Raw genomic sequence first — 17,537 nt, 5'->3', positions numbered from 1 at the left:
CACCGAGCGGCGTTGGCCCGGGTTCGGGTCAGCGCGGCCGGGGCTCGCAGATCACGACCGGGATATCACGGCCGGTTTTCTGCTGGTAGCCGTCGTAGCCCCGATAGGCCGCCACGATCTGCGGCCACAGCTCGGCTTTTTCCGCGGGGGACGCGGTTCGCGCCCGCAGCTTCAGGGTGGTGCCGCGCACGGTCAGCTCGACGTCGGGGTTCGCGACCAGGTTGAGATACCACTGCGGGTGGCGGTCGTCGCCGCCCTTCGAGGCGATCAGCACGAAGCGTTGGTGCCCGTGCACGGGGGCGGTGAGCATCGTCGTGCGACGCTTGCCGCTGGAGCGGCCGATGGTGTGCAGCTCGACCGCCGGCATCGACCCGAACGAGGCGAGCAGGCGCCCGCCGGAGGCCGTCAGCACCGCGCGGTGCAGCACGCTCATCGTCTTCATCTGCAGATCCGTCAGCCGATTACGCAGTCCCATGCCTCCAGCCTACGAGGTGAACAGGGGCGACCGACGGATGTCCCGGCGTCTTCTGCCCCGCTACAGGGGCAGCGCCCCGGCAATGTCCACCAGCGCGGCCTCCAGGTTGACGCCCCAGGTCTCCAGCAGCGCGAACAGCACGCCGTAGCCCGCATAGGCGGTGACCGGGATCAGCAGCAGCCACTCCCGCAGGGAGCCGGCGTTGCCCAGCACCGGCACGGACAGGTAGCCGCCCGATGACCACAGATTCTCGAGCACCGGCACCCGGCACCACCATCTGGGCGGTTTCGGGATCCACGGCCAGAACAGGGGCAGCCCGCCGGTGGTGAGCAGGTCGCCCAGAAGGTGCACGCCGTAGCCCAGTGTGAAGCAGATCACGAACCACGAGTGCTGCTCCGGGGCGAAAACGGCGATGAAAGCCGCCACGGCGAAGCCGATTGCCCAGGCCAGCCCCCACGACTGCTTCGAGAGGCCGAGCACCTTGGCCGCAAACGCGATCGCCGCGGCGCTCATCAGGGCCGGGCCGACGCGCACCGGTTCCGTGGCCCAGACGGGCTCCCAGAGCACCAGACCGATCACGGTGGCGAGCAGCCACGCCGAGAACAGGCCGAGCAGGCTGTGCAGGCCGTGCCGGTGGCCGCCGGAGGCCCGGGAGATCCCCGTGGTGACGAGCCGGCCGAGCACGGGGACGGATTGCGAGATGGTGGCCGAGTTGTGGTCGGCGTCGGCGAGGAGGGCCGCCCCGGCGCAGAGCAGCGAGCCGGCGATCGTGCCGACGGGCGTCACAGGAAAGAGCCCGAGGCCGTGCCCGGCGGTCGCCGTGACGGCGATCCAGGCGGCGGCGCCGGTCATGGCATGGTGTGCACCCATCATGAGAGGGGGTCCTAACTGGTCCAAGTCTGATTCAGGCCGTCGGGGGCATGCCGAGCCTCGACTAAGCCGGTTCACCAGTTCCCGTTCAACTGTAGGTGGCTTCCGCTCCCCGCCCGTGCCGGCCGGCACTAGCGTGGGGGCATGAGCACACCGGTTCCGTCCGCGCCCGCCGCGGCATCCGTCGTCGTGGAGCAGGCGCTGGCCCTGGCCCCGCTGATCGACGGCCACAACGACTGGGCGTGGGAGTGCCGGCAGAGCCGCGACTACTCCGTGGAGGGTCTCGGGGGCGGTCTGTCCACCGACACCGACATCGCCAGGCTGCGGGCAGGGCAGGTCGGAGCGCAGTTCTGGTCGGTCTACGTCAGCGACGACCTTACAGGCGCCGACGCCGTGCAGGGCACGCTTGAGCAGATCGACTGGGTCTACCGCCTCGCCGCGCGCTACCCCGACGACTTCGGCATCGCGCGCAGTGCCGCCGACGTGGAGGCCGCCCGAGCGATCGGGCGCATCGCCTCCCTGCTCGGCGCCGAGGGCGGACACAGCCTCAACGACTCCCCAGCCGCGCTGCGCATGTTCGCCCGGCTGGGCGTGCGCTACCTCACCCTCACCCACGTGCACAACACGACCTGGGCCGACTCGGGCACCGATGAACCCGAGCACGGTGGCCTCACACCCCGCGGCGTCGACTACGTGCACGAACTCAACCGGCTGGGCATGCTGGTCGACCTCTCGCACGTCTCCCCGGCCACGGCGCACGCGGCGTTGGACGCGTCCGACTCGCCCGTCATCTTCAGTCACAGCTCCTGCCGGGCCCTCAGTGACCACCCCCGCAATGTGCCCGACGACGTGCTGTGCCGACTGGCCGCCAACGGCGGGGTGCTCATGCTCACCTTCGTGCCCCAATTCCTGTCCGAGGACTACTCGGTCTGGTTCGAGGGCGACCGGGCCGGGCCGGCGCCGGTCGTGACGCTGACGGATGTCGCCGACCACGTCGAACACGCCCGCCGCGTCGCCGGAATGGCCCACATCGGCCTCGGAGGCGACTTCGACGGCACCGACGAGTTCCCTGCCGGCCTCGAAGGCGTCGACGGTTACCCGGCGCTGCTGTCCGAGTTGGCCCGGCGCGACTGGTCGGCCGCCGACCTCGCGGCTCTTGCCGGCGCCAACGTGCTGCGGGTGTTGCGCGAGACGGATGCCGCGTTCGCGGCCGCCGGACACGCGGCATCCGGCGCCTCGGTGCCCCGGTTGGTGCGCTGAGCATGCCGGGCCGGCGTGTTCCGCCAACCCTGCCGGTGCCCGGCTCCGAATCAGTGTCATGACCCCTCGACGACGCCCTGCCTTCTGGATCACCGTGTGGATCGCCGCCGCCGTGCTGCTCGCGGGGGCGGTGGCCCTGGCAATGCTCGCCCAGAGCGGCGTCCTGGGCCGCGGCCTGGGCGAGGCCGACCCGGGTCCCGCGGCCCGCGGCCCCGGCGAGACCGTGGTCGCCTTCTACGGCGACTCCTACACGCGCGGCACCGGCGGCTCGGCTGCGGACAAACGTTGGTCGACCATCGTCTCGGCCGAGCGCGACTGGACCGAGGTCAACCCGAGCCGCAACGGCCTCGGCTTCGTGAACCAGCGGCGGGGGGATGATCTGATCGACCAGGTCATCGCTGCCAGGCCGGACATCGTGATCAGCACCATGGGGCTCAACGACAACTTCTCGATGCCGTCCCGCGCCGACGAGATCGAGGCGGCGATCACCCGCGACTTCGAGACGATCCGGGCGGCCCTGCCAGAGGCGCGCCTCATCGTCGTGGAGCCGTTTTGGTACACCGAGGAGCGCCCGGACTCCGTGGAGCAGATCATCGGCTGGGTTCAGGCGGCCGCGCTCGGCGCCGACGCAGACTACATCTCCGGCGCCTCCTACTGGCTCGACGGGCACCCCGAGTGGATGGCCGACGACGGCCTGCACCCCAATGACGCCGGCTACGCAGCCCTCGCCGAGCGGATGGACGCGGCGCTCGCCGCGCTGGGGCTGTAGCTCGCCGCGCTGGGGCTGTAGCTGAGGGAGTCCTGATCGATTGGTTGTATCGCTCCCGCTACGGCAGAGCTGATTGCACCGCGTGGACGCTGGTCAGCACAGACGGACCGCCGTGCCGGCGTCGAATTCGTTCGGGACGGTGGTGCTGAAGGCCGGGCCGGGGGTGGTCCTCCCCAGACGCGGCCGCGCCGCCGACCGCACAGCTTCTCGACCCCGCGAGTGCCGGGAGCGCCTACCCGGCACGCTGGGGGCGGAGGTGCTCGTGGCACGCAAAGACGAACTGGGCAGGCAGGGCGAGGAGTGCGCCGCCCTCTTCCTCGCCGCCGCCGGCTACCGGGTCGTGGAGCGCAACTGGCGCTGCGGGCAGGGTGAGATCGACCTGGTCGCCGAGCTCGGGGGAGAGGTCGTCTTCGTCGAGGTGAAGACGCGTTCGGGAACCCGCTTCGGGCATCCGTTCGAGGCCATCACTGTCGCCAAGCTCGCCCGGCTGCGTCGCCTCGCGGCGGCGTGGTGCGAACAGGCGGATGCCCGGCCCGCCCGCATCCGTGTCGACGCCATCGCCGTGATCATCCGTCCCGGCACCGAGCCCGTGATCGAGCACCTGACGGGCGTGTTCTGATGGGGCTCGCCCGCACGCATGCGGTGGCCCTGGCCGGGATGACCGGGGCACTGGTCGAGGTGGAGGCCGACATCTCCGGGCAGCTGCCGGGTATCATCCTGATCGGGCTGCCCGATGCGGCCCTGTCGGAGGCCACCGAGCGGGTGCGGGCTGCGGCGAAGAACTCGGGCTGTCCGCTCACCCGTAACAAGCTCACCATCAACCTCTCCCCGGCGTCGTTGCCGAAGCACGGGTCGGGCTTCGACCTGGCCATCGCGCTGGCCTGCCTCGGGGCCGACCAGGTGGTCTCGGCCGCGTCGGTGGGCCGGGTGGTGCACATCGGCGAGCTGGCCCTCGACGGACGGCTGCGGCCGACGCCGGGCATGCTCCCGGCGGTGATCGCGGCCTCCCGGCTTGGCCACGGCACGGTGATGGTGCCCGCCGGCAACGTCGATGAGGCGTCCCTCGTGCCGGGCGTGCGGGTGATCGGTGTCGCCTCCCTGCGGGACGCCGCCATCTGGCATGGCGCCGAACTCGAACCGATCCCGGTTGACCCCATCCTCGTTCCCGGCGACGCCGCGGCGGAGACGGCCGAACCCGACCTGGTCGACATCATCGGCAATGACGATGCGATCCTGGCGTTGCAGATCGCGGCGGCCGGCGGTCACCACGTCTTCATGGTGGGGCCGCCCGGCGCCGGCAAGACCATGCTGGCGGCCCGGCTGCCCGGACTGCTGCCCGACCTCGACGCTGAGGCCTCCCTCGAGGTCAGCTCCATGCGGTCGCTCAGCGGCCGCGCCGTCGGGCGCGCCCTGATCACCCGCCCGCCGCTTGAGGCCCCGCACCACACGGCGACGGCGGCGGCCATGGTCGGCGGAGGCAGCGGGCAGGTCCGGCCTGGCGCGGCGGCGCGCGCCTCGCACGGGGTGCTCTTCCTCGATGAGGCTCCCGAATTCGCCTCGGCGGTGCTCGACGCGCTCCGGCAGCCGCTGGAATCCGGGGTGATCAGCATTCACCGCGCCAACGCGGTCGCTCACTTCCCGGCCCGCTTCCAGCTGGTGATGGCGGCCAACCCGTGCCCCTGCGGGCAGTACGGCGCCCCTGACCTGGACTGCACCTGCCCGCCGAGCTCCCGGCGACGGTACTTGGCGCGCATTTCGGGACCGCTGCTGGACCGTATCGACATTCAGCTGCGGGTGCAGCGCATCACTGCCGCCCAGCTGCGGCTGGCCACCGAGACGCCCCGACTGGCGAGCGCCGTCGCCCGCGGACGGGTGATCGAGGCCCGAGCCGCCGCGGCCCAGCGCCTCGCCGGCACGCCGTGGACGCTGAACTCCGATGTGCCCGGCCCCTGGCTGCGCGGCCCCCAGGCCCGGCTGGGCAGAGCGGCCACGGCCATCCTTGACCGGGCGCTTGAACGCGGAGGCATCACCATGCGCGGATATGACCGAGTACTGCGGGTGGCCTGGTCCATCGCCGACCTCGAGGGCGTGTCCCGGCCCGGCATTGAACAGGTAGGGCAGGCCTTGTACCTGCGGAAGGGAATGACGTCATGATGCTGTTTGGGCTGGAGGAATCCACGGTGGTTGCGCTGACCGGGGGCGTGCGGGCATCCGCCGGGTCTGGCCCGACGGATGCCGCGGCCGCCGCCGATGTGTTCGCGCGCGCCGCGTGGACCGGCATCTCGGAGCCGGGCGACGGCGCCGCCGGACTGCTCGTGCAGGGGCTGGGGGCCGGGCCGGCACTCAGTGCCGTCCTCGACCTGTGGACCGGGGCCCGGCTCGCGGGCGCGCTGGCCGCAACGGGGTTGCCACTGACCGACGACCTGCAGGCCCTACTGGAGCAGGCCCTGCAACGCTGGCGGCCGCGGTTATCCTCGGCCGAGGTGATCCGTTCCCTGCAGCAGGCGGCGCGCGCGTCCGCCGGGCTCCTAGTGCCCACTGATGCACATTGGCCGAGAGGCGTCGACGACCTGGCAGTCCACGCGCCGATCGCACTCTGGTGGCGGGGCATCCCGACCGCTCTGACCGCGCTGTCCAACTCGATCGCCCTGGTGGGTGCCCGCGCGGCCACCGGCTACGGCGAGCATGTGACGATGGAGGCCTCCGCCGGGCTCGTCGACCGCGGCTTCCTCATCGTCTCCGGGGCGGCGTACGGCATTGACGGCATGGCGCACCGGGCGGCACTGGCCAGCTCGGGGCTGACCGTCGCGTTCCTCGCCGGGGGAGTGGACCGCTACTATCCGAGCGGCCACGACGCCCTGCTGAGCCGCATCGCCACGATGGGGGCGATCATTTCCGAACTGCCCTGCGGGGCCGCGCCCACCAAATGGAGGTTCCTGCAACGCAACCGGTTGATCGCCGCTGCCAGCGCGGCCACGGTCGTGCTCGAGGCCGGCTGGCGCTCGGGTTCGCTCAACACTGCCGGGCATGCCGCCGCTCTCGGCCGGCCGCTCGGGGCCGTTCCGGGCCCGGTGACCTCGCCGACGTCGGCCGGCTGCCATCGGCTGATCCGCGAGTATGACGCCGTTTGCGTCAGCACAGCCGCGGAGATGGCCGAACTGGTGGGCGAACGGATGCTGGGCCTCACCCTCGACCTGCCGCCCGCCGATGGAGACACGGCCGGGTTCGGCGGCCGCACGAGCGAGCAGGTGCGCGTGTTCGACGCTCTGAGCACGCGGGCGGCGCGCAGCGTGACCGACATCGCCCGTCGGGCCGGACTGTCGATGTCAACGGTGCAGGGGTCCCTCGGCGCCCTCGACCTGGAGGGGGTGGTTCGGGAGAAGGAGACCGGCTGGGTGCGCGGCCGGTAACGGTTCGCCGTTCACCCGACCACCCCCCTGGTCGTCCCCGTCCTTTCGGCGTACGAGCACGTCGACCGTGGCCCCGTTGTTGTCATCCATGATCACTGGAAGACTCCTGATCACTGGACGATCGTGACGATGACGGAGGCGCTCACAAGCCCCGAAGCTTCCGCCGTGAACGTGTACAGGCCCGCTTGATTGCCTTGGTAACTGACTTGGCAGCCACTGAACGTAGCAACACCGTTGAGAGAAGTCCTGGTTGTCGCCGCGCACGACAGCGTGCCGGATCTGTTGGACGGTGGACTCGCAGAGAGCGTGACGCTTACAGCGGCGTTCGCTGTGTTGCCGAAGGCATCCTGGATCGTGATTTCCGGCTGAGGCACGAAGAAGTCGTTCCTCTTAGGGCTCTTCTGAGGGAATGTTCCGGTGAAAGCGAGTTTTGACGCGGCCCCGGCCGAGATCGTGATGGTGTTGCTCGTGGCCGTGATGGGGCCTGCCACGACGGCCGTCAGTGTGTAGGCGCCGGCCTTGTCGATTCGACAACCGGTGAAGGTCGTGACGCCGGCGGTGCTGGCGGAAGCACACGCGGACAGGGTGGCCCCGACGGGTGCGTTGGTGAGGCTCAATGTCACGGCTGCGGTGCTGTTCGTGACGGTGTTGCCACCGGCATCCTGCACCGTGACAACCGGTTGGGTGGAGAAGGCACTCTGACTGATGGCAGTGCTGGTCGGGAAGGCGATGGCTAGTTTCGCTACGGAGCCGACCGATATGGTGAGGCTGCTGGACTCGGCCGTCCAGGTCCCTGGGGCCGCCGTGAGTGTGTAGCTGCCGGGTTTGTCGATCCGGCAACCGGTGAAGGCCGCGACACCGGACGCGGCCGCGAGCGGGTTGCCTGAGGTGCAGGACAGCGCGGCGCCTGCCTGGGTCGTGAAGCTGAGGCTGATGGGGGCAGTGCTGGTGGTGACGGCGTTTCCGAACGCATCCTGCACGGCAATGACAGATTGGGTTGAGAACGGGGTTCCGCCGCTACTGCTGTTGGCGGGCTATGCGGTGAAGGCGAGTCTCTCAGGGGGCCCGGCGGTGACGTTGATGCCGTTGCTCGTGGCGTCGGCGAGCCCGGCCGAGCTGGCGGTGAGCGTGTAGCTGCCGGCCTTGTCGATCTGGCAGCCGGCGAAGGCGGCGATGCCTGAGACGGCAGTCCGGGCGTTCGCGGCGCAGGTCAGGCTGGCCCCGGCGGGTGAGGTGAGGCCGAGGCTGATTGTTGCGGTGCTGCCGGTGATGGAGAAGTCAACGGCAGGTTGGGTGAAGGACAGTTTCTTCGCGGAGCCCACGGAAACGGTCAGGGCGGTGCTCGTGGCGGCGGTCAGGGCACCGGAGGCCGCGGTGAGCGTATAGGTGCCGGCCCTGTCGATGGCGCAACCGTTGAAGACCGCGACACCGGATGCTGCCGCCAGCGGGTTGGTTGGGCACGTGAGCCTGGCGTCCGCGGGCGACCCGGTGATTGCCAGTGTGACCGGGCTGGTACTGGTGGGCACGGTCTCTCCGGCGGCATTCTGGATCGCGACGCTGGGCTGGGCAGTGAAGACGGCGCCGCTGGTCGCGTCGGACGGTTGGGCCTGGAACGCGACTTTCGTCGGATTCGAAATCGTCACGCTGTCACTGGGGGCGCTCGCCGCGGTCCACCCGTTGTAGACGGCGGTGACCGTGTAGGTATAGTCGCCAGTCAGAACGAGCAGGTCGTCGCAAAACGCGGTGGCCACGATGATGGTCGGGCTGGTGCCGCAGGCCGGGGTCGGCGTGCCGGTGCCGGTCTTGGTGCGGGTGGCGTAGTAGCCGGTCGGCGCGGGCGTGCCGACGGATGCCGTCCAGCGCAGGCTCACGGTGCCGGCGCTCGTCGCGGGAACGAGCACGTCGGTGGGCGGAAGCAGCGTGCCGAGGGCTGCCGAGCCGGAGCCGAACCCGGGGGCGGTGTAATACGCGGAGGCGCCACCGGTTACGGACACGACCAACACGGCAAGGGTCACGGCGGCGGTGAGGCCGAAGAATAAGAGGCGGGTGTTTCCGGATGCGGAACGGTGGGGACGGAGGGAAGTCACGTCAACCTCTCACAGCTGTCGAGCAAGCATGAATGTTCAAGGACTCAGATGTACCAAAATGAAAATCGCACAGGTGGGCAGGCTCGGAGAGAGCCTGCCCACCTGTGATCGTGCTAGTTGGACTTGAGCGTCAGCGTGACGGTGGCGCCCTTGCAGGCGTCCTGGTCGTCAGCGGTGTCAAGGAACATGAGCGTCGAGGCTCCCGTGATGGTCACATCGACGGCGGTCTGGCTCCTGGGTGTGCCCATCACGCGCGTGTCGGAGACGACGGACGGGGCGATCGTGAAGTTGTCGGCGAAGACACACCCCGGGGCGTCGGTGCTGCCGGTCTGGGAGATGGTTGCGACCTTGAGGCTGGACGTGCCCGCATTTTTTGCGGAGTACGTCACCGGCACGGAGGCGCCCGGGGTCAGACCGTCGGCCAGGTGGGCGCTCAGCACCAGCGAGCCGTTGGACTTGGCGTTGGCCGCCGCACCGGTGCCGGAGCCGGTCGTCGACCAGTAGGCGTACGCTCCGCCTCCGCCGACCAGGAGCATCGCGGCCGCGACGAGCGCGATGCTCCTCACCCGCAGCTGCTTGGCGGTGCCGGCGGTTGCCTCGGGTATGGTCTTCTTGGTCATGTGATGCCCTTCTATCGATTTCGGGTCTCGACAGTCCTCATCTGTGAGGACACGTGCGGAAAGCTAGGGCGGTCTCGTGTGCGCCGTTAGGCCGGATGAGCCCACAGGACGGGGCTGCGGGCCCCCCCAATAGTGGGTTCGCGCGAATCCCATCGAAGGGTGAATTTGCGCGACGACAGGCCGACGTCGGGGGCAGGCCGTAGTCTGGGCGGCACCCACGAAAGGTGAGTCATGTCAGCCGTGCAACTGGGCCAGTACCCTCCAGCCACCCACCTCATCGCGCATATCAGCGACACCCACTTCCTCGGCGGAGGTCGAGCGCTCTACGGCGCGGTCGACACCGACACCACCGTGTACCAGGCGATGGCACAGTTGGAGCGGTCCGGTCTCCGGCCCGACGCGCTGCTCTTCACCGGTGACATCGCCGACCGCGGTGAAGCCGCTGCGTACCGCCGGGTGCGTGACATTGTCGAGGCCGCGGCCGAACGGATGGGCGCCCCCGTCATCTGGGTGATGGGGAACCACGACAAGCGCGAGGCCTTCCGCACCGAGCTGCTCCGGGAAAAAGGATCCTCGGCGCCGATCGACCGGGTATTCGATATCGGGGGAGTGCGCATCATCGCACTGGACACAAGTGTTCCGGGCTATCACCACGGCGACCTGTCCGGCGCGCAGTTGGCGTGGCTGGCCGAGGTGCTCAGCGAGCCTGCTCCGCACGGCTCCCTGCTGGCGCTTCATCATCCGCCCGTGCCTACGATGTTGCCGCTGATGTCCATCCTCGAGCTGCGGGGGCAGCCCCGACTGGCCGAGGTGGTGGCCGGCAGCGATATCCGGGCGATCCTGGGCGGACACCTGCACTACGCGACGACCGGACTCTTCGCGGGTATCCCGGTGTCGGTCGCCGCAGCGACCTGCTATACGATCGATCCGACCGCGCCGCAGGGGGCGCTCAGCGGTCTGCAGGGTGGGCAATCGATCAACCTCGTGCATGTCTACGACGACCAGATCGTGCACTCGCATGTGGCTCTCGGCGAGTTTCCGGCAGCGACCGGCTTCGACGCGGCCTTCCTCGACCGGATGGAGGCGCTCACGCCCGACGAGCGCACCGAGGCCTTTTCGCGGCAGGTCTGACCGAGGTGACTATGCCTGAGTCCGTTCGCATACCACCGCCGGTTCCCGCGCCGGTGCACCTCCTCGATGCGTCTGTCGACGACTTCGTGGTCTACCTGGCCGTTGAGCGCGGCTTCTCCGTGCACACCGTGCGCGCCTACCGCACCGACCTTGCGGGACTGATCGCCTTCGCCGAAACTCGCAGCGTCATCGACCCGGCGGCGCTGAGCCTCGATCTGCTCCGCGATTGGCTGTGGGTCGGAACCCAGTCGGGGCTGGCGCGGGCGACCATTGCCCGGCGGTCGGCCTCCGCCCGCAGCTTCACGGCCTGGCTGGCACGCACCGGCGGCAGCGCAACCGACCCCGCCGTGCGGCTGCGCTCGCCGAAACCCGGCAGACCACTGCCCCGAGTGATCAACCACACCCAAATGCAGGAGCTACTCACCCACCTGGAACTTCGTGCTGCCGGTCCCGACCCGGCGGCGCTGCGCGACCTCGCGATAGTGGAACTGCTCTATGCGTCGGGGTTGCGGGTCTCGGAGCTCGTTGGCCTCGACGTCACCGACGTCGATCTGCACCGACTCACCGTGCGGGTCACCGGCAAGGGTTCCAAGGAACGCGTCGTTCCCTTCGGCGTGCCGGCCCAGCACGCGATCCTCGCCTATCTCGAACGGGGCCGCCCCCGGCTCGTTGAGACCGCAGCGCCCGCCGAGACCGCAGCCCCCGCCGGGACCGTGGGGCCCGCTGCCGAGAACCGCGCGCACGCAGCGAAAACCGCTGCCGAGAACGCCGCGACGCCGGTGAGCGCGCTGTTCCTTGGTGCGCGCCGCCAGCGCCTCGGCGTGCGGGCGGTCTACCGGCTGGTCGCCACTCTGCTCGCCGATGTGCCCGGCAACGGGCCGGCCGGCCCGCACGCCCTCCGCCACACGGCGGCCACCCACCTGCTCGACGGCGGAGCCGACCTCCGGGCCGTGCAGGAGCTGCTCGGCCACTCCAGCCTCGGCACCACCCAGATCTACACTCATGTCTCGGCCGAACGCCTCAAACAGAGCTACCGCACCGCGCACCCGCGCGCCTGACTCCCCGGCGACGGGTTCCGGGACTGCTCCGCGACTACCTCGCGGCTGCCGGCCCCTCAGCTGTCTCCTCTCAGGAGCAGTGCCGGCAGCAGCACCGCGCGAGGAACTCCGACCAGATACAGCAGTGGTGACACATAGCCACCGTTCAACCGGGCGCCAAGATGCAGGCACTGCCCAGCGCAGTGCCCGCCGTCGGCAACCTGGCCGACGGGCTGCCCTGCCGCGACCCGGTCACCGACCGCGACACTGGCCGACACCGGCTCGATGCTGGATACCAGGCCGTCGGCATGTTCGATCGAGAGTACGGGGCGGTCGACCACGACCCCGGCGAACGAGACGATACCCTCGGCCGGTGCAACCACCTCCCGGCCGGCCTCGGCAGACAGGTCCAGACCTCGATGGCCCGGCGCATACTGGGTGGCCGGCGCCAGGAAACCCCGGAGCAACGGATGCGGCGGAGCCAGCGGCCAGTGCCAGGTGCCGGAGGTGGCCGTCTCCGCGGCCGTCTCCGCGGCCGTCTCCGTGACCGACGCCGCCCCGGGTAATGTCACACCCGCCGCGTCGCTCCGCACCATGGACAGGCAGGACAGCGGCAGCAGCGCGGCCGCGATGAGCAGACGGAAGGCATTCATGCCACCACCGTGCGGCCTCCGTCCCGCCCCAAACCGGCGAGGGCGGTATCCGTGACCGGATCCCGTACCACCCCGCCTGGGGAGGGACGCCCGCACGTGCCGGCGCGCGCACGGGGCACCCCCGTGGGTGCTAACCTTTGAGGAGCAGCGCTTGCGTGCTGACTACGCGTGCCCATTCGGCCTCCAGACCCACTCGGTCCTCGTTTCTTTCAGATGCGAGGCGGTTCTGTGCCGGGCACCAGGAGTGGTGATCATCCGATCACGACACAAACCGATTGGCGTTCGTCTGCATCGCAGCGCGCGCCGGACAAGGAGAACGGCTCATGGCCGTCGTAACCATCCGCCAGCTGCTCGACAGCGGCGTGCACTTCGGGCACCAGACCCGCCGTTGGAACCCGAAGATGAAGCGCTTCATCTTCACGGAGCGCTCCGGCATCTACATCATCGACCTGCAGCAGTCGCTCGGGTTTGTCGACAAGGCTTACGACTTCGTCAAGGAGACGGTTGCCCACGGCGGCACCATCCTCTTCGTCGGAACGAAGAAGCAGGCGCAGGAATCGATCGCCGAACAGGCCATCCGCGTGGGCCAGCCCTACGTCAACCAGCGCTGGCTCGGCGGCCTCCTCACCAACTTCCAGACCGTTTCCAAGCGTCTGGCCCGCATGAAAGAGCTTGAAGAGCTCGACTTCGAGGACACCGCCAAGAGCGGTTTCACGAAGAAGGAAATGCTCATCAAGAAGCGCGAGCTCGTCAAGCTGCACAAGAGCCTCGGCGGCATCCGCAACCTCACGAAGACGCCGTCGGCGCTGTGGGTTGTGGACACCAACAAGGAGCACCTCGCCATTGACGAAGCCCGCAAGCTCGGCATCCCCGTCATCGCGATCCTCGACACCAACTGCGACCCGGACGACGTCCAGTACCCGATCCCGGGCAACGACGACGCCATTCGTTCCGTCGGCCTGCTGACCCGCATCATCGCGGACGCTGCGGCCGAGGGCCTCATCCAGCGCCACGCCAAGCCGGAGGCTGAAATCGAGCCTCTCGCCGCTTGGGAAGCCGAACTCCTGGCCGCTCCTGCCGAGAACGCCCCGGCAGCTGACGAAGCCGTCGCCGTCTCCGACGAGACCGCAGAGGCCGTCGTGGCCGCGCCGGTTGCCGACGAGGAAGCCGCCGCAGCCCCAGCCGCAGAAGCCGAAGCCGCAGCCGTTGTTGCAGCCGACGCTCCCGCCGAAGAAACCAAGTAAGGACCAAGCATGGCAAGCATCAGCCTCGCAGACGTCAAAGCGCTGCGCGAGCGCCTCGGTACCGGCATGGTCGACACCAAGAACGCCCTCGTTGAAGCCGAAGGCGACATGGAAAAGGCCGTCGAAATCCTTCGAATGAAGGGTGCGAAGGGTAACGCCAAACGCGCCGATCGTTCCACCTCCGAGGGACTCGTCGCTGCCAAGGAAATCGGCAACACCGCCACCCTGATCGAACTCGCCTGCGAGACCGACTTCGTCGCCAAGGGCGATAAGTTCGTTGCACTAGCCGAGAAGGTCTTGGACGCGGTCGCCGCTGCCGCGGCCACCACGGTCGAGGAAGGCCTGGCCGCTCCGGTCGACGGTCAGACCGTCGGCCAGCTCATCGACGGCGAGGCCGCGATCATTGGCGAGAAGTTCGAACTTCGCCGCGTCGCATCCGTCGCGGGTAAGAAGTTCGCGATCTACCTGCACAAGACCAGCAAGGACCTGCCCCCGCAGGTCGGCGTTGTTCTGGGTTACTCCGCAGGTGACGCGGAGACCGCGCGCAGCGTGGCTCAGCACATCTCCTTCGCGAACCCCGAGTACCTCGCTCGCGAAGACGTTCCCTCCGACCTCGTTGAGGCCGAACGCCGGATCGTCACCGAGATCTCGAAGAACGAGGGCAAGCCGGAGGCTGCACTGCCCAAGATTGTCGAGGGTCGCGTCACCGCGTACTTCAAGCAGGTTGCACTCCTCGAACAGGATTATGCCAAGGACAACAAGCTGTCCGTCAGCAAGGTCCTGGCTGACGCCGGACTGACCGTCTCGGGCTTCGCCCGATTCAAGGTCGGCGCGTAACCGGTCGTTTGATCGTAGTGAAGGAGATCGGGTTGCAGTCGCAATCCGGTCTCCTTCTGTGTGTGGGCACCCACCAGCCCACCCAGTAGTTTTAGAACACCGCCGGAACACGGCACGGCACGGCGCAACACAACCCAACACAACACAACACAACCCAACGCAACACTGCACGGCACAGCACGGCACGGCACAGAGCATCACGAGGGAAGAAGCGCACAGAATGTCAGACACGGTCAAGAAGCGCAGGGTCCTCCTCAAACTTTCCGGCGAAGCCTTCGGGGCAGGCAGCCTGGGCGTCAATCCCGACGTCATCAGCGCCCTCGCCCGCGAGATCGCCGAGGCGGCCAAGACGGTGGAAATCGCCATCGTCGTCGGCGGCGGCAACTTCTTCCGCGGCGCCGAATTGTCCCAGCGTGGAATGGACCGCGGCCGTGCCGACTACATGGGCATGCTCGGCACCGTGATGAACGCCCTTGCCCTCCAGGACTTCCTTGAGCAGGCCGGATCCGAGACACGGGTGCAGTCCGCGATCGCGATGACCCAGGTCGCCGAGCCGTACATCCCTCGTCGCGCGGAACGCCACCTCGAAAAGGGCCGCGTGGTCATCTTCGGCGCGGGCGCCGGGCTGCCCTATTTCTCCACCGATACGGTTGCGGCCCAGCGTGCCCTGGAAATCGATGCGGACATCGTGCTCGTCGCCAAGAACGGCGTCGACGGGATTTACTCCGACGACCCGCGCACCAACCCGGACGCGCACAAGATCGACCACATCACCTACCAGGAGGCCCTGCAGCGCGGCCTCAAGGTCGTCGACTCGACGGCCTTCAGCCTCTGCATGGACAACGGAATGCCCATGCAGGTGTTCGGCATGGCCCCGCACGGCAACGTGACGGCTGCCATTCTCGGCGCCGATCTGGGAACCCTTGTCTCCAACTAAGCTTGACAACGCCATCGAAGAAGGAGTCATCGTGATCACGGATGTTCTGTCCGACGCCACCGCCCGCATGCATAAGGCCGTGGAAGCTGCCAAAGACGACTTCGCGACCGTGAGAACCGGTCGTGCGAACCCGCAGATGTTCGCCAAGATCCTGGTGAACTACTACGGCACACCGACGCCACTGGAACAGCTCGCCTCGCTGCAGAACCAGGAGGCCCGCACGCTCCTGATCGGGCCGTACGACAAGGGCGCCCTGCGAGACATTGAGCAGGCCATTCGCGACACTCCGAACCTGGGCGCCAACCTCGGAAACGACGGCAACGTCATCCGGGCCACGCTGCCGGAGCTGACCGCGGACCGCCGCAAGGAATACGTCAAGATCGTGCGCACCAAGGCCGAAGATGCCAAGGTGTCGGTGCGCAACCTGCGCCGCAAGGCCAAGGACGACCTCGACGCCCTCAAGAGTGAAGTGGGAGACGACGACGTGGCCCGCGGCGAGAAAGAACTCGAACACATCACCAAGACCCACGTGGATGCCATCGACGACGCCCTCAAGCGCAAAGAAGCAGAACTCCTCGAGATCTAAGGACGATCCAGCCTCATGACGGACGAATCAGGCGATTCCGGAGAACGCGAAGGGCTGCGCGCCAAGCGCGAGCATGGTGTCAGTCGCGCCGAGTTCAGGGCCCAGATGCAGTCGAAGAAGGCCGATCTCGAACGTCAAATGCTGGCGACCCGGGCGCAGCTGGATGCGACTCAGGAACGTATCCAGGCGCGCACCGGGCGCAACCTGATCCTGGCAACCCTGATCGGGCTCGCGCTTGGCTTGTTCATGCTGTTCAGCCTCATCTTCATCAAAGACCTGTTCATGGTCTGCGCGATCGCGTTCGTGGGCTTCACGGCCTTCGAGCTCGCTCAGGCTCTCCGTCTCGCCAGACGTAACGTGCCGCGCGTACCGGTCGTCCTGGCATCCGTGGGTGTCGTGCCTGCCGCGTTCTACCTCGGCGCGGCGGGCCAGTGGCTGGGCACGCTCGCCGGCATTGGGTTGATCGCCCTGTGGCGGCTGGCTTTTCTCGTCCGGCGCGCCCACCGCGCTCCCTCCCGGGAGGTGCTCGGCGACATCGGTGGTGGCTTCCTGATCCAGGCCTACGTCGTCTTTCTCGGCAGCTTTTCTGTGCTCCTGGTCGCCCAGCCCGACGGGCAGTGGTGGACCCTCGCCTTCCTGCTGCTGGTCATCTCCGCCGACACCGCGGCGTACGCCGCCGGCCTCAGCTTCGGCAAGCACCGCATGGTCCCCTCAATCAGCCCGAAGAAGACCTGGGAAGGGTTCGCTGGCGCCGGCGTCGCCTGTATCGGGATCGGCGTGCTGCTGGCAGTGTTCATGCTCGACCAGCCCTGGTGGTTCGGCCTCGTCTTCGGTGTGGTCATCTTGTTCACCGCGACCTTCGGCGACCTGGCCGAATCCCTGATCAAGCGTGACCTCGGCATCAAGGACATGAGCTCCTGGCTGCCTGGTCACGGCGGTCTCCTCGACCGGTTGGATTCGATCCTGCCGTCGGCCGCAGCCGCGTACGCCCTCTACCTGATTTTCGCTTAGCGGCCTCGGTTTAGTCAGGCGCGCGGCAGTGAGGCAGAATGTTCCGGTGACCTCCACCTTCCCTCGGACCGGCAAGAAGACGCTCGGCTACAGCGCTCCGCAGGTGGAGGAGTTCCTCGCTGTCGCCCGAAAAGCGTATGACGCCACCGACGACAGCGTCGGGTTGACCGCCGAGGACATCCGTCACACTGCGTTCAGCATGCACAAGGGCGGATATTCGCCTGCGCACGTGGATGCGGCCCTCGAGCGTCTCGAAGACGCCTTCGCGACGCGCGACCGGGACCGTGCGGCGCAGGCGCAGGGCACCGAGGCGTGGCTCGCTGAGGTGCATGACCTCGCTCAGGTGCTCGTGAACCGGCTCAGCCGGAAGGACGGACACCGCTTCCACCGGGTGAGCGTTCTCAGCGTCGGCTACAGCCGGGCGGATGTCGACCGGTTCTCCCACAAGCTCGTCCGGTACTTCGAAGACGGGCTCCCCATAACGGTGGAAGATGTGCGCTGCGCCGTGTTCCGGCCCCAGCGCGGCGGTTACCGGGAAGCCCAGGTCGACGTTGTGCTGGACAGCGTCGTCGATGTGATCCTGGCCGTCCGTTGAGTTGCGCCGCGCGCC

The 17,537-nt window shown here is 68.4% G+C and carries 19 protein-coding genes; 13 read left to right on the top strand and 6 right to left on the bottom strand.

The window, feature by feature from the left end; translation table 11 throughout:
• Positions 1-28: 28 nt before the first annotated feature.
• Together E3N94_RS06850 and E3N94_RS06845 are read right to left on the bottom strand one after the other, a co-directional pair.
• A complete protein-coding gene (locus E3N94_RS06850) occupies positions 29-475 on the bottom strand; it encodes a nitroreductase family deazaflavin-dependent oxidoreductase (RefSeq protein ID WP_104103135.1) in 447 nt (148 codons plus the stop codon).
• 60 nt (positions 476-535) lie between these two features.
• Positions 536-1,348, bottom strand: coding sequence for a metal-dependent hydrolase (locus E3N94_RS06845; RefSeq protein WP_104103138.1), 813 nt, complete (start codon positions 1,346-1,348; stop codon positions 536-538).
• Between the two features lie 141 nt (positions 1,349-1,489).
• Between E3N94_RS06845 and E3N94_RS06840 the strand changes: the two genes are divergently transcribed.
• The 5 genes from E3N94_RS06840 (at position 1,490) to dprA (ending at position 6,784) form a co-directional block, all read left to right on the top strand.
• Positions 1,490-2,605, top strand: a complete 1,116-nt coding sequence (locus tag E3N94_RS06840; protein WP_104103141.1) for a dipeptidase — start codon at positions 1,490-1,492, stop codon at positions 2,603-2,605.
• Positions 2,606-2,663: 58 nt separating this feature from the next.
• Entirely contained in the window at positions 2,664-3,374 is a 711-nt protein-coding gene (locus E3N94_RS06835) for an SGNH/GDSL hydrolase family protein (RefSeq protein ID WP_104103143.1), read from the top strand.
• 262 nt (positions 3,375-3,636) lie between these two features.
• Positions 3,637-3,993: a YraN family protein gene (locus E3N94_RS06830; RefSeq protein WP_104103537.1), complete on the top strand. Its 357-nt coding sequence runs from the start codon at positions 3,637-3,639 to the stop codon at positions 3,991-3,993.
• Entirely contained in the window at positions 3,993-5,528 is a 1,536-nt protein-coding gene (locus E3N94_RS06825) for a YifB family Mg chelatase-like AAA ATPase (protein WP_134343034.1), read from the top strand. Before E3N94_RS06830 ends, E3N94_RS06825 begins: the two co-directional genes overlap by 1 nt.
• A complete protein-coding gene (gene dprA / locus E3N94_RS06820; RefSeq protein WP_104103149.1) occupies positions 5,525-6,784 on the top strand; it encodes a DNA-processing protein DprA in 1,260 nt (419 codons plus the stop codon). Before E3N94_RS06825 ends, dprA begins: the two co-directional genes overlap by 4 nt.
• A 110-nt stretch (positions 6,785-6,894) precedes the next feature.
• On the opposite strand, the gene E3N94_RS06815 is transcribed toward dprA, so the two are convergent.
• The 3 genes from E3N94_RS06815 to E3N94_RS06805 form a co-directional block, all read right to left on the bottom strand.
• Entirely contained in the window at positions 6,895-7,764 is an 870-nt protein-coding gene (locus tag E3N94_RS06815; RefSeq protein ID WP_134569983.1) for a hypothetical protein, read from the bottom strand.
• Between the two features lie 54 nt (positions 7,765-7,818).
• The gene (locus tag E3N94_RS06810; RefSeq protein WP_134569982.1) at positions 7,819-8,871 is read right to left on the bottom strand and encodes a hypothetical protein; all 1,053 of its coding nucleotides are present in this window, start codon (positions 8,869-8,871) and stop codon (positions 7,819-7,821) included.
• A gap of 113 nt (positions 8,872-8,984) precedes the next feature.
• Positions 8,985-9,491 carry a hypothetical protein gene (locus E3N94_RS06805; RefSeq protein ID WP_134569981.1) on the bottom strand — a complete coding sequence of 169 codons (507 nt, stop codon included), beginning with the start codon at positions 9,489-9,491 and terminating at the stop codon, positions 8,985-8,987.
• Positions 9,492-9,722: 231 nt separating this feature from the next.
• Between E3N94_RS06805 and E3N94_RS06800 the strand changes: the two genes are divergently transcribed.
• Together E3N94_RS06800 and E3N94_RS06795 are read left to right on the top strand one after the other, a co-directional pair.
• The gene (locus E3N94_RS06800) at positions 9,723-10,622 is read left to right on the top strand and encodes a phosphodiesterase (protein WP_104103158.1); all 900 of its coding nucleotides are present in this window, start codon (positions 9,723-9,725) and stop codon (positions 10,620-10,622) included.
• An 11-nt stretch (positions 10,623-10,633) separates the two neighbouring features.
• Positions 10,634-11,680, top strand: coding sequence for a tyrosine-type recombinase/integrase (locus tag E3N94_RS06795; RefSeq protein ID WP_104103161.1), 1,047 nt, complete (start codon positions 10,634-10,636; stop codon positions 11,678-11,680).
• 56 nt (positions 11,681-11,736) lie between these two features.
• On the opposite strand, the gene E3N94_RS06790 is transcribed toward E3N94_RS06795, so the two are convergent.
• Complete coding sequence (locus tag E3N94_RS06790) at positions 11,737-12,312, bottom strand: M23 family metallopeptidase (protein ID WP_241987076.1); 576 nt, start codon at positions 12,310-12,312, stop codon at positions 11,737-11,739.
• A gap of 323 nt (positions 12,313-12,635) precedes the next feature.
• Between E3N94_RS06790 and rpsB the strand changes: the two genes are divergently transcribed.
• The 6 genes from rpsB (at position 12,636) to E3N94_RS06760 (ending at position 17,522) form a co-directional block, all read left to right on the top strand.
• Positions 12,636-13,556: a 30S ribosomal protein S2 gene (rpsB, locus tag E3N94_RS06785; RefSeq protein WP_104103167.1), complete on the top strand. Its 921-nt coding sequence runs from the start codon at positions 12,636-12,638 to the stop codon at positions 13,554-13,556.
• Between the two features lie 9 nt (positions 13,557-13,565).
• On the top strand, positions 13,566-14,393 hold the full coding sequence (gene tsf / locus E3N94_RS06780; RefSeq protein ID WP_134569980.1) for a translation elongation factor Ts: 828 nt from the start codon (positions 13,566-13,568) through the stop codon (positions 14,391-14,393).
• Between the two features lie 220 nt (positions 14,394-14,613).
• The gene (gene pyrH / locus E3N94_RS06775) at positions 14,614-15,330 is read left to right on the top strand and encodes a UMP kinase (RefSeq protein ID WP_104103173.1); all 717 of its coding nucleotides are present in this window, start codon (positions 14,614-14,616) and stop codon (positions 15,328-15,330) included.
• A gap of 31 nt (positions 15,331-15,361) precedes the next feature.
• Positions 15,362-15,916, top strand: a complete 555-nt coding sequence (gene frr / locus E3N94_RS06770; protein WP_104103176.1) for a ribosome recycling factor — start codon at positions 15,362-15,364, stop codon at positions 15,914-15,916.
• Between the two features lie 15 nt (positions 15,917-15,931).
• Positions 15,932-16,927: a phosphatidate cytidylyltransferase gene (locus tag E3N94_RS06765; RefSeq protein WP_241987075.1), complete on the top strand. Its 996-nt coding sequence runs from the start codon at positions 15,932-15,934 to the stop codon at positions 16,925-16,927.
• A 46-nt stretch (positions 16,928-16,973) separates the two neighbouring features.
• Positions 16,974-17,522 carry a DivIVA domain-containing protein gene (locus E3N94_RS06760; RefSeq protein WP_104103179.1) on the top strand — a complete coding sequence of 183 codons (549 nt, stop codon included), beginning with the start codon at positions 16,974-16,976 and terminating at the stop codon, positions 17,520-17,522.
• Positions 17,523-17,537 lie beyond the last annotated feature (15 nt).

It is taken from the genome of Cryobacterium sp. Sr3 (genome assembly GCF_004402835.1).
GTDB lineage: Bacteria > Actinomycetota > Actinomycetes > Actinomycetales > Microbacteriaceae > Cryobacterium > Cryobacterium sandaracinum.
This window is presented reverse-complemented; position numbering and strand designations above follow the sequence as displayed.